This is a genomic window from Altererythrobacter ishigakiensis (assembly GCF_001663155.1).
GTDB lineage: Bacteria > Pseudomonadota > Alphaproteobacteria > Sphingomonadales > Sphingomonadaceae > Erythrobacter > Erythrobacter ishigakiensis.
In genome coordinates this window covers 2,456,270-2,472,578 of the sequence record NZ_CP015963.1, presented here as the reverse complement: position 1 = coordinate 2,472,578, position 16,309 = coordinate 2,456,270, and the positions used below count along the sequence as shown (strand labels likewise).

The following is a 16,309-nucleotide window of genomic DNA, read 5'->3' as shown; positions in this document are numbered from 1 at the left end:
GTGAAGCAGTAACCATAGAATTAAGCTGCCACCTCAAGATTTTCTTGAGTTCCGGCAATGAGTTGCGCGACATTGAGCAGCAATGCCGGTCCGCGATCAGTCTCAATCATGCCATGAGATACGCGATTCCAATCGTCACCAGATCCGCCAGGAACTGGCGCGAGATCGGATTGCGCAATCCCGATGTCGTCAATCTGGTCCAATCTCAGCGCGTAGGAATGCCCTTCGACCTCCACGATCGCGAGATGACTGTCACACGGAAACTGCGACGGCTCTTTGCCGATGGCTATCCGGCAATCGATTACTGTCATGGCCTGACTGCGCAGAGCTGTGATGCCAATCACGTGAGCTGGCGCACGAGGTACCGGTGCTATCGTGCCGGCCTCGATCACAGAGCCAACATCGCCGGCGCGTAATGCGCAGCGCCTTTCCGCAAGCATCGACATAACGAGGAGTTCACTCATGCCGCCTCTCCCTTTCCGGCAAGGCGCAGTGCCGCGACTAATCCTTCCCGGTCATAGCGATAAATTGATCGGCTGTGCTCGCCTTCAGGCACCTGATCATCAGGCGCACTGCGCAACGCGATCACTAATTTTCTGGTCGCGGTCGTCTCGAGTTGATCAATGGTAATCTCAATATCGCTTGTGCCGGAATCCGCTTCGAAAACCGGCCTGTAGCCGGCACTCTCGACCAACGGCGCCAAAATGCTCTTTGCCCAATCGTCATCTGGCAGCTTGCATGTCTTGCTGGTGACCTGTTTTGGCAGCGCGCCATGCGCGGCGAAGAGCTTGTGGCTATCTATAACAGCAACGCTCTCTTCTTCTACGAGCGTCACGGATTGTATCAGCGGATCAGCTTCATCGACATGGACAAGCTCGTTGGTCAGATCGACGGCATCTTCAACTTTGTCGACAGCATAAAGCACTTCGCTCATCCCGTCGGTAAGCCGCAATAAGCGGATGTATCCGGCGAGCCTGGTCTGGTCCTCTATTCCGATGACCGGAAGTATCTCTCCATCGATAACTGCTCGGCATTGGCGACCCGTTTGGTCGATGGCCTTTGCAGCCACGGTTTCAATGCGTTTTACCAGTTCGAGCCGGATGAGCCGCCGTTGTCCGCCAAGCGTGCTGAATAGCATCGCACGGTCAGCGGGGCTGTTTGCTTCCGTAGCACTTTCATCCACCATCTGTGCTGTGCGCGTACGCTCTTCGGTCATCAAGTTGTGCGACTGTGCGATATGCGGGATGTCCAGCAGAAGGATGGGCTGCCCATCGTCCAGTAGGGTTGATCCGCAATAGATGCCGCTAGCCATGATCGCCGGCGGAAGCGGCTTGACTACAATATCGCTGCTGTTCTGAACTTGATCGACTGCAAGCGCGAATAGATCCCCGGTGGCCAAGCGAAGGATGAGCAGGTTTGCACGTTCTCTAGCGACATCGGCTTTGATCCCCAACACGTCTGCCAGCGAAACCATACGAACGCGTTGATCGCGAAACGTGACCAGTGTTGCATCGCCCATATCTTCGATTGCAGCGTTCTCTCCGCGCAGCCGCACAATCTCTTCGACATAGGATTGCGGAACCACAAAGCGTTGCCCGCCGACTTTCAGTGTGAGACCTGCAATAATGCTGAGTGTAAGCGGTATTTGCAGGAAGAAACTGGTGCCTTCGCCTTGAACGCTGGACACGCGAATCTCGCCCCCGATCTTCTCAAGGTTGTCGCGAACAACATCCAGGCCAACACCACGGCCAGACACCGCGCTGACTTCTTCCGCGGTCGAAAAGCCAGGGGCAAAAATCAGATCTAGAACCTTTTCGCGGCTCATCGCTTCGAGTTCAACAGGGCTGATCGTGCCGGTCTTGACCGCTTTTTCTGCAATTCGTTGCTCGTCGAGCCCGCGGCCATCGTCGCGAATACTGATCGATATCTTGTTCCCAGCTTGCCGCGCTCCGATCGAAAGCAGTCCAATCTCGCGTTTGCCAGCTTTCAGTCGATCCGAGGGCTTTTCAAAACCATGATCAACAGCGTTGCGGATGATATGCGTGATCGGGTCCCGCATAATCTCGATCATCTCCCGATCAAGCTCAACATCGCGCCCATCGAGATCGACCATCACTTGCTTCCCAAGATCGGCTGACAGATCACGGACAAGACGCGGAATTGGTGAGTAGAGATGCTCGATGCGCTGCATCCGCATACGAGTGATCGCATCCCGCACATCGTTGAGGATCCCCGACAAACGCTCGAACGGCCCATCAACCATTGGTTGGTTGCCTGCCTCCTGAAGGCGGTGCGCCAGATCGTTGCGTGCCAGGACCATGTCAGAGACGCCGCTCATGACCCGGTCCAACAATTCGACGGGCAAACGTATGGAACGGGGCGTCGCCGCCGTGTGTATGGCATTATCGCCTGCAGACATTGCAGCGGGCGCCGTTGCACGCGTTTCCCCAACAAGCGGAGCATCGCTGGCTGATGGTGCGAGCGCAGCAATCAGCGCTTCGTCGCCACCCTCGGGAAAATCGTTATTCGCTTCGATGGCTGTGACCATGTCAGCAATGCGATCAATGATATGAAGCACGGCAGTGACCAGTGCGCTGTCCGCACCACGGCGGCCATTGCGAACATCGGAAAGAGCATCTTCGGCTGCGTGGCTGAGTTTCTCCAGCCGCGGAAGGTCGAAGAAGCCGCAATTGCCTTTAACCGTGTGGACAAAGCGGAATATCGCATCGAGGCGTGCCCGGTCAGCCGGGTTGGCTTCCCAAGCAACGATTTCGCTCTCGCTCGCTTCCAGCATTTCGCGGGTTTCTTCTATGAAGTCCGCTAGCAGGTCATCCATTTTGGGCCCTCGGCATTATGTGCACGTGAGCTTCTATGACTGAAGATGGTTAACGAACCCTTTTTAGCTTCGCCGCATTGTGCGCCATACTACGAATGCCCCAATCAAGCCGCCGATTACATTCGCAGCCAGCTCTGCACCGTAGATCGCGCCAATCCCGAAATACTCGCGTGCGAGCCAGCCCAACGGCAGCATCACCACGAAAACCCGTACAGCTGATTGCATCAGGGCATATCTGGCTCTGCCAAGCGCATTCAAAGCACCATTGGCGACAATAAGTAGGCCGAAACCCGCGTACCCCCAGGCAGCGATCCGTAGATAGTTGGCGAACTGTGCAGTGACCTGTGCATCCTCGGAGAACATGTCTGCAAACCAGGCACCTCCCCAAGCGAGGAGTGCAGCAGTTATGAGCCCGTATCCAACGCAGAACAGCCCGGCGAGCCACATCGCCTCTCGTGCGCGGCCGAACTGTTTTGCCCCCCAATTCTGTCCGACAATCGCGCCAATCGAACCTGAAAGCGCCAGCAAGGGCACAGTCGCAAAGCTCTGAACGCGGCCTGCAGCGCCGAAGCCAGCCACTGCGGCAGCGCTCTCTGAAGCGATCAGAGCGGTTAGGACTGAAAGCCCGATGGGATTGATCGCGTTGCTGAAAGAGGCAGGCCCCGCCACCCGCAAGATCTCCGATGTGGATTCCCGCACATTGCACTGTTTTATCTTGCTGAGGCTAAGTGGAATGGAAGTTTTGCTAAGCAGCCACAGCCCCATGGCAATGCCAAAGGTCCAACCGATCAGTGTCGCATAGGCGGCGCCCGCCATGCCGAAACCTTCGAAGCCTCCAAACAGAAAGTCTGGCGTACCGGTAATCAGGATCGGGTCGAGCACCCAGTTCGCGGCGGCATAGGTCACAGAAACGTAAGAAGTCTTGCGCGCCTCGCCTTGACCGCGAAGTGTTCCGTTGATGCCCATGATTGCCATCATCAACGGGAAGCCGAAGGAGAAAGGCTGCATGTAAGCGCGGATAAGAGGCAGCTCGCGCTCGCTGGCTTGCATTAAAGCAAACAGCGGATCGAGTGAGGCGTAAAGCAACACTCCCAGGATCAGACCGAAGAACACCGACAGGACTATGCCGAAGTTGCCTCGCCTCAATGCGCGTTCATCATCACCTTCGCCCAAGGCCCGCGATATGACGGAATTGATACCCACCATCATACCCACGCCAAGACTGGTTATCGCGACACTGATGGGGAAGATGAAAGATATGGCCGCCAGTGCGTCTTGCCCGAGCTGACCGATAAAATAGGCGTCGACCAGCCCGATCGACATGATCGCGGACACGCCGACAATCGCAGGAAGTGTTTGAGTGACGAGATGCCCGCGGATTGATCCGCGCGTCAGTTTGGCATTCTCACTCATGTCATTCCGACTAGAGAACTTGTCAGGCAAGGCAAGCTCAATTGTGCAACACAAAAGCGGTCAGTGCTTGCTGCTCTTTGAGCCGCGTGCGATAGGCTGGGGCATGCCACGCATGACCATCAATGATCGTCCGCTAGAATTCGACATGGATCCGAATACGCCGTTGCTGTGGGCGCTGCGGGATGCGGCAAACCTCACTGGCACCAAGTATGGCTGTGGCAATGGAGACTGCGGGTCTTGTATGGTGATTGTTGATGGCGCGGCTTTGCGGTCTTGTCTGGTGACAATTGCCGAGGCCGAAGGGCGCTTCGTTACAACGATTGAAGGCTTGTCGCGTGATCGATCGCATCCCGTGCAACAGGCTCTCGTCGCCGAGCAGGCGATCCAGTGCGGCTTTTGTACACCGGGAATCGCGATCGCCGCTGCAGCGCTGCTCGAACGCAACGCCGACCCCAGCGAAGCCGAGATAAATGCCGCGATTCCGAATGTGTGCCGCTGCGGAGTTTACCCGCGGTTGGTGCGCGCCATTCAGCGAGCAGGTCGGGTTGCGCGGCGTTTGGAGACCATCAGCGCTGCACCAGCACCGGGAATCAGCAGTAAGGACGCTGCTCGCGAAGTTCCCGCCATCCGCGCGCCTTCAAGCTCCGGGGAGCCTGAAGGCTAGCCATCGATCAGAACCGACCAGTTATCGCGAAGCGCGCACTAATGGGCGCGCCAACCGATGCCTGATGGGTAGCGTGACTGTTCGGGAAGTAGAGCGTGTCGGTCAGGTTTTCGACATTCACTTGCACGCGCAGATTTTCCGACACATCGAAAAAGGCCGCAGCATCAATGCGCGTATAAGCGGGAAGGACAGCGTCGTTGCCGTTATCGATAAAGCTCTCATCCTGATGTGTAAGGCCGAGGCCAAGGCCGAAACGGTCCGTTACTTCGACCTGATTCCAGATTGAGAACATGTTTTCGGGCAGTTCGCGTGGCCGCAGTCCTGTTGGTCCACTACGGCTCTGCTGCTCGCCATCCAGAAAGCTATAGCCTGCCGATACAGTCCAGCCTGGCATCACTTCGCCTTGCAACTGCAATTCGAATCCATCGATCTTGGAATCAATCACGTCGAGTGTGGATGGATCATTGTCGTTAGGCTGCGGTGAGCTCTGCTCGATCTCGAAAATTGCAGCCGTGAAACTCAACCGGTCGGCAAAATCCCATTTCACCCCTGCCTCAAGGTTGGTGAATTTGTCAGGATCGAGCGCGTTATTGGCGCCATTTATGTTTGCGAACTGTTCGCCAGAACGCGGCAGGAAACTCTCTGAATAGCTCGCATAGATAGAGAGGTTTTCCATCGGCTTGAATATCAGACCTCCGCGAGGCGAAAATTCCTCGTCCTTGCGCGTTCGGATCTCATTGGCCGGCACATTGTTCACTTCGATGTCAAAACTATCATAGCGACCGCCCACGACCAGATGGAGCCAATCGGTCAATTCAACCTCATTCTGGATGTACAGCGAGACGACATCGATATCGACTTTCGTGAAATCGTTCAGATCAGTGCTCAGGTCGACAGTCGTCACATCGCCCATGGCATTGATCCCCACACCGCCGCGCAAGTTGAGTGGCCGCTTGATCGCAAACACTTCATTGTCGTCATCAGTCTGATCCCAGATCGGGTTGAAACGGTCCTGGTCTGATGATGTGTTGATGTATTCTGCGCCAAACAGCAGCGTGTGCGAAATCGCGCCAGTCTCGAACTCGCCGATGAAATTTGCTGACAGGATCAGGTTTTCGCGTTGTGTTGCGTCGATATAGCCATCGGTGGTGACAACATCGGGTGAATTTGCCTGATCGTACCCTGAAACATAGAAGTTGGAGTAAACCTTGTCATAATCGCCGTAGAAGGCGCTAAAGACACCTTTGAAATTGTCAGTGAAATCGTGCTGCAGATTGGCGCGCAGCAAATGGGCTTCCAGATCGTTGAAGTTAAGCTCCGGATCGCCGAATACGATCTCTTCGAATTCATCGACCGGGCGTCCGTCTGTTCCGGTTGGAATACCGCGATCAATGAAGCGGTAATGATCGACATACTCATAAGATAGGTCGAGCGAAGTATCTTCGCCGACTGCAAATCGGGCAGTCGGATTGATACCGATGCGCTCACCATCATAAAAGTCGCGATGATTGTTCAGCTGTTCATACATCGCGTTCAAACGAAAAGCCGATGAATCACCGTATGAGAGATTGATGTCGGTCTGGACGCTATATTCGCCAAATGTATCGATTGCGATCTGACCGCCACCAAAAGTGTCGCCCACGATTCCCTTCTTGGTAACGCGGTTGAGGATACCGCCTGTGCCGCCTCGTCCGAACAACAGCGCATTGGGGCCGCGCAAAATCTCTACTTGATCCAGATTGTAGAGGCTGCGGTAATACTGAACATCGTCGCGCATTCCGTCGATAAAGAAATCTGCGGTTGAACGGACCCCGCGAAAGACGATCGAGTCGCGGTGACCTTCGCCTTGCGACGTGTTCACGCCCGGGGTGTAATCAACGATCTGCCCGATGCTCGTGAACCCGCGATCGAGGATATTATCTTCGGTCGTGATTGTCAGGCTTTGCGGCACGTCGATGATCGGGGTGGGAGTCTTGACCGAGTTGACTTCATTTGACTGCAGAATCGTTCCTGTGACGATGATTTCATTCTTTTCACTATCGGGAGCCAAAGCCTGAACCTCGCTGCTATCCGCATTGGCTGCAAGTGCAGAGACCGCTGGCATCAACGCCGCCGAGCCAGAGAGAAGCAGGGCTTTGGTGAGGAAATGCATTCAAAAGTCCAATCTTTGTCGAGTCGTGATCGATGCCATTTTCGCTATTGAGAATTATTCGCAAAAGCAAGAAGCAATTCGCGCTTGAGGTAAAAAAGCTGTTTGATTAGTGCGCAGGGCGACCCGAACATCTGCTCAGCCAAGGAGACTGCGACATGAAGGCAACCATCTGGCACAATCCCAAATGCGGGACTTCGCGCAAAACGCTCGCTATACTGGAAGAGAGCGGGGCGGATGTGACTGTAGTCGAGTATCTCAAGAACCCGCCCGCCCGCGACAAGCTCGCCCAGCTTTATGCCGATGCTGGGATTACACCACAGCAAGGTTTGCGGATGCGCGGCACCGATGCCGCTGAGCGCGGCCTGCCTGTAGCTGACGCAGATACCTTGCTGGACGCGATGACCTCTGATCCTATTCTGATTGAACGTCCGCTGGTCGAGACCGACAAGGGTGTGCGCTTGTGCCGACCGCAGGATGTGGTTCGCGAAATCCTTTGACGGATCAGCGGCGATCCGTCGTTAGAACTTCGTCTGCGGTAAGCTGCTTCCAGCCTACGACCAGAACAGCAAGGCATAGGCCAATGACCAGCCCAAATGCGAGCGGTTCTGAAAGGTTGTAAAGCCATACGCCAAGCGCAGGAGCAAAAACGAAAGCCGCGCCCGCGACCGAGGCGACAATACCTGATGCTTCTCCTTGCTCAGCGCGCGTAACAGCAAGCGAAGTACCCGATGTGGTACCCGGCCTGAAAAGTCCAAAACCGAGGCATGCCACTGCATAACCGAACGCGATGGCGTTAAGCGTCAAGCTCACCGCGAAAATGGCAACACCCAAACCGGCCAGGGCAATGCCGCCCAATGTTGCAGCACGAGGGCCCAGATTAAAGCGCGGAATTACACCCCATTGTGCGACCAATGTTGCCAATGCCCCTGCCATTAGAACCAAGCCAACGGGCCCTGCCCCGCTTAGCGGGTCACTACGGAGCCCTAGCCGGTCCAAAACAAGGAACCCGACGATGCCCAGTACCATGGCCTGTGCATGCCCGCCTACCAGGCCTGCGACGACCCAGGGCCTGACCCTAGGCTCCCACCAGCTCAATCGCTTGTGCGGGCCCTCGCTTTCCTCTTCGTCTTCATCGCCGGACCCTTCGCCGGATTGCGAACTTGCACTGAAGGGTTCGCTGAAAGTCTTGCCACGCGCGGCAAATTGCGGCTCGTCGTTGGGTAAACGCCAACGAAGCGCGACCAATGCAAGGACTCCTATCGCAGCGAAGGCGATAAAGGGGCCAACCAGATCCATCCCCGGGAAGATCAGCAGCGGTGCGAGCGCAGGGCCCAGAACGGTTCCCAAGCCGAAACTCGACGCGATCAAAGACAATGCATTGGTACGCTCTGATCTGGCTGTGCGTGCGGCAACATAGGCTTGGACCGCAGGCGGCGCGGCCGACCCAAACCCGCCATAAAGACTGCGCGCGGCCGCAAAGAGCAGCAATGTCCAAAGCGCAGGTAACAATCCTGCGAGGCCAAACCACAGAACAAGCCCGCAAAGGCTCATCGAGGAAATGAAGCCAACCATTCCCAGCGCCATCATGGATTTGCGTCCGCGCTTGTCGGACCGCCGCGCCCAGATAGGCGCGCATGTTACCCACAGTAGTGCCGACCAAGTGTAGGCAAGACTAATCCAGAAATCCTCTACGCCCAGCTGCGTGCCGATGGACGGCATAACCGATTGCATCGCGGTATTGCCAGCTGCCGTCACCAACATGACGGAAAACAGTAACGCCATACGGCCGGGCGGAATGCTGCTCGGCAAACCAGGCCTCGCTGGGGCTGCGGACAGGTTAGGATCGCGGTTAGCCATTATGACCCGTGCGCTAGGCGAGGTGAGCTGTGCTTGCAATACACTCGCGCATCTGCGATCCACCCTCGAAGAATTTCCAACCAATACTCCTCCGAGCGAGTTCCTGCCCCATGACTACAAAAGCAATTGAAATCAAACGGCGTTTGTTTGACCGCTTGTCACTCTACGCTGGGCAGTGCGCGGTATTCTTGCGCGGGTTTATCGAGCACCCGCGCATGGTCGGTTCGATCATTCCCTCGTCGCGCTTTACGGTGCGCAAGATGCTTGAGCCGGTAGACTGGGGGAGCTGTAATCTGTTTGTCGAGTACGGCCCTGGCATCGGCACATTCTGCCGTCCCGTACTGGAAAGGCTGCGCGGTGACGCTACGCTGATCGTTATCGATACCAACCCGCTTTACATCGACTATTTGCGTGAAACGATCCGCGACAAGCGATTTGTTGCGGTCCACGGGTCTGCTGCTGATGTTGAACAGATTATCGCCGACCATGGGTTTGAGCATGCGGATTTTATCTTGTCAGGTTTGCCGTTTTCTACGCTGCCCGCAGGTGTAGCCCCCGCGATTGGAGAAGCGACGCAACGCGCATTGCGTCCCGGCGGTGCCTTTCTGGTTTATCAGTTCACTGCGGCATGCCTTGATTACATGCGGCCGTACTATGCACGAATCGACAAGGGCTTCGAATGGCTCAATATTCTGCCGTGCAAATTGTTCTGGGGCTGGAAGGCTGAGAACTCGCCTGAGAAATGATCACTCGAATGTCTTGCTGACCTGTTCGGGTGCACCACTGCTCAACTGGCGGTGGATCGCAGCGTAAACAGCCAGAAACACAGCTGAACCGATTGCGCCGATCAGAGCTTCGAAAAGAGCTGTTACCCAGGTTGCGATCGAACCTGCCGGCGCGAGGGCGCCTATAACGCCGAATATCATCCCGCCAACAATCGATAATACAATCAGCGCAATCCACAGCAAGATCATGAAGGCAGCCACATAGCGCGTGTTGCCTTTGACAAGGTTCCATGAGCGGCCAATTGCTCTGATTGGATTGAGCACCTCATCGATCGCCATGATCGGTCCAATCAAAATCAGGCGGAAAAACAGGAATACAACCGCAATAAAAGCAACGAATCCCAGCAGAGCTGCAGCCGCTGCGCCAGCAATGGAGCCTATCGCGACAAGGACTGCGACAACGAAACCAACTATCAGCCCGGTGATAAGCGACGCCAACAGATAGGGGACCAGGGTCTTGAAACCGATAGCAATTGCTTCACCAACAGTGGGGCGCTGTGGGCGTCCAAGCAGGGCGAGTATCGCCAAAGTTCCGACGAAGCTGAACAAGAGGTAGGCCAGCATATATGGCCAGCTTTCTGCCGCATAAGCGGCAGCCGCTTCCTGAAAACCGTCTGGATTGGCTTCCATAATTGCTTCGAGCTCGGTCGTTGGAGCAAGCACGCCCAAAGCAAGCGAAGGCAGAAACAGGAAGACCGCCGCAAGAATTACAACCAAATCGCGATTCTTGGACAGCAGAGCTACCGCATCAGTCCATGCTTGTCCCATATCGAACTTCATTGCTCTCGCTCCTTCGCCAACCCTTCGCGGATTTGCACTTGATAAGCGAGGCATTAGCCCCCACGCAATCAATGATGAGCAGTGAAATCACAGATGCGATCGAATGGCGGCGCGAAACGCGCCAGGTGCCCTATCGTGAAGCGCTATCTGAAATGGAGCAGCGCAATGCCGCGATTGCGGCTGGCGATGCGCGTGAGCTGGTGTGGATGCTTGAACACCCGCCGGTTTACACTGCTGGAACCAGCGCAGCCCGCGATGAGTTGCTCGATCCGCGTTTCGAAGTGGTCGAAGCGGGGCGGGGCGGTCGCTATACTTACCACGGGCCGGGCCAAAGGGTTGGCTATATCCTCTTGGACCTCACAGAGCGCGGCAAAGACGTGCGCTGTTTCGTGCACGGGATCGAGCAATGGGTGATCAGCACACTCGATACGTTCGGGATCGAAAGCTGGGCGGTTGACGGACGTGTCGGGATCTGGACAACTGATATTGACGGTCGTGAAGCCAAAATTGGGGCCATTGGTGTCCGCGTGCGGCGATGGGTGACGATGCACGGTTTTTCAGTGAATCTTGATCCGGACCTTTCTCATTTCACCGGTATAGTTCCTTGCGGAATCGACGAATTTGGCGTCACCAGCCTCAAGCGGCTGGGACTGGACATCACGCCTCAGCAATGGGACGAAGCATTGATGGCCAAGGCGCCCGATTTTCTGAAACATTTAGCTGAAGTCGCCGGGAGACGATCATGCGACGTTTGAAATTTTTCTCTATGTTCGGCGTGATAGCACTGTCATCCTGCGGTGACAGTTTGCCGGATCGAAGCGAAGATGGGCGTGAAGCCGAAGGGGAAGTTCTGGGCGGTTCGATCAGCGATGATATGCTGCCTCTGGACCAGTTGCGATCCCAATCACCGGTCATACGAGAACAGTCTGTGACTGTAAGCGAGAATGACGATGGCTCGACCACGGTTGAGACCACAGTCACAGTGACTAGCGGTGACGGCGCCGAAAACCAGCCCGCGCCGCCTCAACCGCCAGCAACGCCGGAAGGTTAGGCCGTAGCCTGCTCTTCAGCGAGAGTTGGATAGTCGACGTAACCTTCAGGGATAGGGAAGTACCAGCTCTTCGGAACGTCTTTGTTGGGGTTCCAATGCGCACCTTGCCTGATGCGTTCTTCCAGATCTGGATTAGAGATGTATGGACGGCCAAAGCTGACTGCGTCGCACTTTCCAGAAGTCACATCTGCTTCAGCTTCTTCGGCGGTGTAATCGCTGTTCAGGATCAGCGCACCTGAATAGATTTCTCGGATCAGGGGGCTTTGCTTGGGCACATCGGTTTGGCCAAACGTGCCTTCTGGACCCGGCTCGCGCAATTCAACAAATGCAAGACCCAGCTCTTCACAAACCTTGGCTGCGGCACCAAAAGTTGCTGGCGGATTACTGTCATCGGTGCCCTGAGAATCGCCATTGGGTGACAAGCGAATACCAACCTTGTCCGCGCCCCACACGTCAATCAACTGCTCGAGCACTTCGCGCATGAATCGGGTGCGGTTTTCGGGCGAACCGCCATACTCGTCGGTACGTAGATTGGTTTTGTCCCGCAGGAACTGGTCGACCAGATACCCATTCGCCCCGTGAAGCTGAATGCCGTCGAACCCGGCAGCCTTGGCATTCTCTGCCGCACGGCGATAGTCACCAATTGTGCGCTTGATGTCCTCATGCGACATCTCGCGTGCGGTGGCGTATTCGCTCTTGCCTTCCGGCGTGTGCGCTTCGCCCGGAGCCTTTGTGGCGCTGGCAGAAAAGGGCGCTTCGCCGCCAAGGAAGTATGGATGCACAATCCGGCCCATGTGCCACAACTGCATAACAATCATGCCGCCGCGATCATGCACCGCCTTGGTGGAGGCTTTCCATGCCTCGGTTTGCTCTTCACTCCAGATCCCCGGAGCTGACGGCCAGCCAAGTCCCTCAACGCTGATGCCCGTCGCTTCAGTCAGGATCATACCCGCACCTGCACGCTGGCCATAGTACTCAGCCATCAATTCGTTTGGCACGAACATAGGATCGGCCGCGCGGCCGCGTGTGAGCGGCGCCATAAAGATGCGATTCTTGGCGGTGAGTGCACCCATTTTGAGTGGCTGAAACAGTGTGTCGTACAAATGAATTTCCTTCGTCTTCGTCTCTTTGTGATAGGCACTTGGGGGCGAAGCGGCTAGTGCGCAACCATGGAAAATGAGGGGTCGCCAGAAGCAAATCTTGTTCAGCCGCGCCAGTGGCTGTTTTTGTTGGCATTGCTGGCCGGCAATGTCGCGCTCGCGCTCGGCCCATGGCTCGTTCGGTTGGCAGATACGGGGCCGGTCTCAGCCGGTTTCTGGAGACTGTTTCTGGCCTTGCCTTTTCTGGCGGTGTTCGCGCGGGTTAGCGGGCAGGCCCTGACCGGCATTCCCCGGCGAACCTTGATGTTTGTCGCATTGGGCGCGGTGGCATTCGGGCTAGACCTTGCCAGTTGGCACGTCGGGATCGAAATGACCCGGCTGGGGAATGCCACATTGTTCGGCAATGCGGGTAGCATTGTCATGCTGTTCTGGGGTTTCATCATCGCGCGCAGCTTGCCCCGTGGGATGGAATGGACCGCGATCGTGTTTGCTATAGCGGGTGCAGCGATCCTGATGGGGCGTAGTGCAGATATTTCGGCCACCACACTGATGGGCGATCTTTTCTGCCTTGCCGCGGGTCTGCTTTACGCGGTTTATCTGGTCAATCTGCAGGGCGCCCGGCAAACGGTTGGTGGATGGAGCCTGCTGGTCTGGGTCAGCATCTTTGCCTGCCCGGTCTTGCTGTCGATAGCATTGGTCAAGGGGGAGCCGATCTGGCCAACTGACTGGACGCCGATTCTGGTGCTGTTCGTGTCCAGCCAGCTTGTCGGGCAGGGGCTGTTGGTGTTCAGCATGCGGCACTTCCCGCCGCTGGTGATCGGACTTGCGTTGTTGACACAGCCAGCCGTGGCGGCGTTGATCGGCTACCAGATTTTTGGCGAAGTGCTCACCCTGCTCGATATTGCTGGCATGGCGCTGCTCGGCAGCGCGCTGGTGCTGGCGCGGGGAACGAGACCGGCGGGACGTTAGATCTTGCCCAAATCGCCTTTCCCAACGGTATTGCCTGCCATTTCCAGCATCTTGTCCAGGCTCGCCTTGGCTTTCAACCGCAGGCCTTCCTCGATCTCGATGCGTGGTTCCAGATCGCGCAGCGCGACGTAGAGCTTCTCCATCGTGTTGAGCGCCATGTAGGGGCAGATATTGCAGTTGCAGTTGCCGTCTGCGCCTGGCGCACCAATGAAGGTCTTCTCCGGCAGAGCTTTCTCCATCTGGTGCATAATGTGCGGCTCGGTCGCTACGATCAGCGTATCACCTTCAAACTCCTGTGCGAATTTCAGGATACCACTGGTCGAACCAACATAATCCGCATGATCGATGATCGCGGGCGGACATTCTGGGTGTGCCGCGACCGGTGCGCCCGGATGCTGTTCCTTCAGCTTCAGCAATTCGGTTTCGCTGAAGGCCTCATGGACGATACATACGCCCGGCCAAAGCAACATTTCGCGATCAAACTTGCGGCTGAGATAACCGCCCAGGTGGCGGTCTGGCCCGAAAATGATTTTCTGGTCTTCAGGAATCTGCTGAAGGATCGTTTCCGCGCTGGAGCTGGTGACGATTACGTCGCTCAGCGCTTTCACTTCGGTCGAGCAGTTGATGTAGGTCAGCGCAATATGATCCGGGTGCGCTTCGCGGAAAGCTTTGAATTTCTCCGGTGGGCAGCTGTCTTCGAGTGAGCAGCCTGCGTCCATATCTGGCAGCACGACGATCTTTTCCGGCGACAGTATCTTTGCAGTGTCGGCCATGAATTTCACGCCGCAAAATGCGATCACATCTGCATCGGTCTCGGCGGCCTTTCTCGACAGTTCGAGCGAGTCCCCAACGAAATCCGCGATATCCTGAATATCGGGCGTCTGGTAATAATGCGCGAGGATTACCGCATTGCGCTCTTTGCGCAGGCGGTCGATTTCCGCGAGCAGGTCTTCACCGGTGGGGACTTTGGTCTCGATGCTCATTCAGGGTGTCCAGTCAGCTGTAAATTCTGCTTCCCATATAGGCAGGATGTGCCATTTTGCGAGCGCTTTAGGTCGCAACTGTGATAGCATTCAAGGCGGGAGAGATTTGCGATGTATAAGCTGGACCTGAAAGAAGCCTACTGCCCGGCGCAGGCTGACACCGAAATGCGCGAACGCACGATCGAAGCGATGCTGCGCGAACAGGTGGAAATTCGACCGGAGGGTTTGGCACTTCGCGAGATGCTGCATGATGGCTCGATTGGGCGCGAATGGACCTATGCCGAGTTGTTAGGTGATGCGAAGCGATGCGGGCGAGCATTGGCGGCGCGGCACCCCGCTGGCACGCGGATCGCGATCATGGCGGGCAATTGCCCTGAATGGGTGATCGTACAGCTAGGCGCAGCAATGGCAGGGCTGACGCTGGTCACGGTCAATCCATCCTTCACGCCGCGCGAAGTGCGATATGTGCTTGAGCAATCCAGTTCGGGGGCCGTCTATTACCAGCCGCAAGTGCGCGGCAGCGCACTACGACCCATAGTCGATGAAGCCGCCGCTGGTTTGCCTGCGCAAGACTACATCATTGATATCGAAGACCATGCCGAGCTGTTCGCAGGCGAGGGCGATGGCGCGCTGCGCGAAACCAAGCCGCATGACATCTGCATGATCCAGTATACCTCTGGCACCACCGGTTTTCCCAAGGGCGTGCTGCTGCATCAGCACGGGTTGGTGCAAAGCAATCACGATGTGTTTGTGCGTTGGAATCTCGCTCCGGGAAAACAGGTGCTCTGCCCGTTCCCCTTGTTTCATACGGCGGGCAGCGCAGTGTGCGTCTTGGGCTCCTTGAGCCATGGTGCGACTTTGCTCTTGGTAACATTGTTCGATCCGGCGGCGGTCGTGACTGGCATCGCCCGCGAAAAGCCAGAAGTCATTGGCGGCGTATCGACGATGATCTTTGCGCTGATCGAGGCGGCAAAAGCCACAGGCACGGATGTGCGCTGTGTCGAGACCATCGTAAGTGGCGGGGCCATGGTCCAACCGGAACTCAATCGCGCCGCGCAAGAGGTTTTCGGGGTGCCGATCCTGATCGTCTACGGCCAGACCGAGACTTCGCCAGCCATCACTGCCGCTTGGCCGACAGATCAAGGTGCCGACTTGACCGAGACAATCGGCCAGCCGTGCAGCCATATGGAAGTCGCGATCCGCAATCCCTCGGACAATTCAATTTGCGCGCCGGGCGAGCAGGGCGAGATTTGCATGCGCGGCTTCAACATGATGACCGGCTATAACGACAATCCTCAGGCCACGGCTGAAACAATCGATGCCGATGGCTGGCTGCATACCGGTGACTTGGGAAGCATGGACAGTCGTGGGTATGTGAAGATCACGGGCCGTGTGAAAGAGATGATCATTCGCGGCGGCGAGAACTTGTTCCCGGCAGAGATTGAAGCTGCGCTGCTAGAGCATCCAGCCATTGCAGAGATCGCGGTGGCAGGTGTGCCGGATAAGAAATGGGGCGAGATTGTTGCTGCGTTTTTGAGGCTGGCGGACGGCGCTGAGCGCCCCGAGGATGGCGAACTGCGTGCCTTTATCCGGGAACGGCTGTCGCCTCAGAAAACGCCCGCGCATTGGGTGTGGGTGAAGGAATTTCCGCTGACCGGATCAGGCAAGATCCAGAAGTTTGCCATGGCCGAAGCGTTTGCGAAGGGGGAATATAGCTGA

General features: G+C 56.5%; 15 protein-coding genes. 7 read left to right on the top strand and 8 right to left on the bottom strand.

Annotated features, from left to right (window positions below):
* Positions 1–20: 20 nt before the first annotated feature.
* From A6F69_RS11885 to A6F69_RS11875, 3 genes are all read right to left on the bottom strand, one after another.
* On the bottom strand, positions 21–464 hold the full coding sequence (locus A6F69_RS11885) for a chemotaxis protein CheW (protein ID WP_067601599.1): 444 nt from the start codon (positions 462–464) through the stop codon (positions 21–23).
* Entirely contained in the window at positions 461–2,836 is a 2,376-nt protein-coding gene (locus A6F69_RS11880; protein ID WP_067601596.1) for a chemotaxis protein CheA, read from the bottom strand. The genes A6F69_RS11885 and A6F69_RS11880 overlap by 4 nt, the downstream gene beginning before the upstream one ends.
* 63 nt (positions 2,837–2,899) lie before the next feature.
* Entirely contained in the window at positions 2,900–4,249 is a 1,350-nt protein-coding gene (locus A6F69_RS11875; protein ID WP_067601592.1) for an MATE family efflux transporter, read from the bottom strand.
* Positions 4,250–4,352: 103 nt separating this feature from the next.
* Between A6F69_RS11875 and A6F69_RS11870 the strand changes: the two genes are divergently transcribed.
* Positions 4,353–4,913: a (2Fe-2S)-binding protein gene (locus tag A6F69_RS11870; RefSeq protein WP_067603096.1), complete on the top strand. Its 561-nt coding sequence runs from the start codon at positions 4,353–4,355 to the stop codon at positions 4,911–4,913.
* A gap of 7 nt (positions 4,914–4,920) precedes the next feature.
* Here A6F69_RS11870 and A6F69_RS11865 read toward each other — a convergent pair whose 3' ends face one another.
* Positions 4,921–7,065, bottom strand: coding sequence for a TonB-dependent receptor (locus A6F69_RS11865; protein ID WP_067601589.1), 2,145 nt, complete (start codon positions 7,063–7,065; stop codon positions 4,921–4,923).
* A gap of 155 nt (positions 7,066–7,220) precedes the next feature.
* On the opposite strand from A6F69_RS11865, the gene arsC reads away from it, so the two are divergent.
* A complete protein-coding gene (gene arsC, locus A6F69_RS11860) occupies positions 7,221–7,562 on the top strand; it encodes an arsenate reductase (glutaredoxin) (protein ID WP_067601586.1) in 342 nt (113 codons plus the stop codon).
* Between the two features lie 4 nt (positions 7,563–7,566).
* On the opposite strand, the gene A6F69_RS11855 is transcribed toward arsC, so the two are convergent.
* Positions 7,567–8,922, bottom strand: a complete 1,356-nt coding sequence (locus tag A6F69_RS11855) for an MFS transporter (protein WP_067601583.1) — start codon at positions 8,920–8,922, stop codon at positions 7,567–7,569.
* Positions 8,923–9,032: 110 nt separating this feature from the next.
* Between A6F69_RS11855 and A6F69_RS11850 the strand changes: the two genes are divergently transcribed.
* A complete protein-coding gene (locus A6F69_RS11850; RefSeq protein ID WP_067601580.1) occupies positions 9,033–9,668 on the top strand; it encodes a class I SAM-dependent methyltransferase in 636 nt (211 codons plus the stop codon).
* On the opposite strand, the gene A6F69_RS11845 is transcribed toward A6F69_RS11850, so the two are convergent.
* Positions 9,669–10,487, bottom strand: coding sequence for a DUF7847 domain-containing protein (locus A6F69_RS11845; protein ID WP_067601577.1), 819 nt, complete (start codon positions 10,485–10,487; stop codon positions 9,669–9,671).
* A 71-nt stretch (positions 10,488–10,558) separates the two neighbouring features.
* Here A6F69_RS11845 and lipB point away from each other — a divergent pair, with 71 nt between their 5' ends.
* Positions 10,559–11,242: a lipoyl(octanoyl) transferase LipB gene (gene lipB, locus A6F69_RS11840; RefSeq protein ID WP_425388053.1), complete on the top strand. Its 684-nt coding sequence runs from the start codon at positions 10,559–10,561 to the stop codon at positions 11,240–11,242.
* On the top strand, positions 11,230–11,538 hold the full coding sequence (locus A6F69_RS11835) for a hypothetical protein (RefSeq protein WP_067601574.1): 309 nt from the start codon (positions 11,230–11,232) through the stop codon (positions 11,536–11,538). The genes lipB and A6F69_RS11835 overlap by 13 nt, the downstream gene beginning before the upstream one ends.
* On the opposite strand, the gene A6F69_RS11830 is transcribed toward A6F69_RS11835, so the two are convergent.
* Positions 11,535–12,641 (bottom strand): alkene reductase, encoded by a 1,107-nt coding sequence (locus A6F69_RS11830; protein ID WP_067601571.1) that lies wholly within the window; start codon positions 12,639–12,641, stop codon positions 11,535–11,537. The genes A6F69_RS11835 and A6F69_RS11830 overlap by 4 nt on opposite strands.
* A 66-nt stretch (positions 12,642–12,707) precedes the next feature.
* Between A6F69_RS11830 and A6F69_RS11825 the strand changes: the two genes are divergently transcribed.
* Positions 12,708–13,607, top strand: a complete 900-nt coding sequence (locus tag A6F69_RS11825; protein ID WP_067601567.1) for a DMT family transporter — start codon at positions 12,708–12,710, stop codon at positions 13,605–13,607.
* On the opposite strand, the gene nadA is transcribed toward A6F69_RS11825, so the two are convergent.
* Positions 13,604–14,590: a quinolinate synthase NadA gene (gene nadA, locus A6F69_RS11820; RefSeq protein ID WP_067601563.1), complete on the bottom strand. Its 987-nt coding sequence runs from the start codon at positions 14,588–14,590 to the stop codon at positions 13,604–13,606. The two genes, A6F69_RS11825 and nadA, sit on opposite strands and share 4 nt — an antisense overlap.
* Positions 14,591–14,701: 111 nt before the next feature.
* On the opposite strand from nadA, the gene A6F69_RS11815 reads away from it, so the two are divergent.
* Positions 14,702–16,309, top strand: coding sequence for a class I adenylate-forming enzyme family protein (locus A6F69_RS11815; RefSeq protein ID WP_067601561.1), 1,608 nt, complete (start codon positions 14,702–14,704; stop codon positions 16,307–16,309).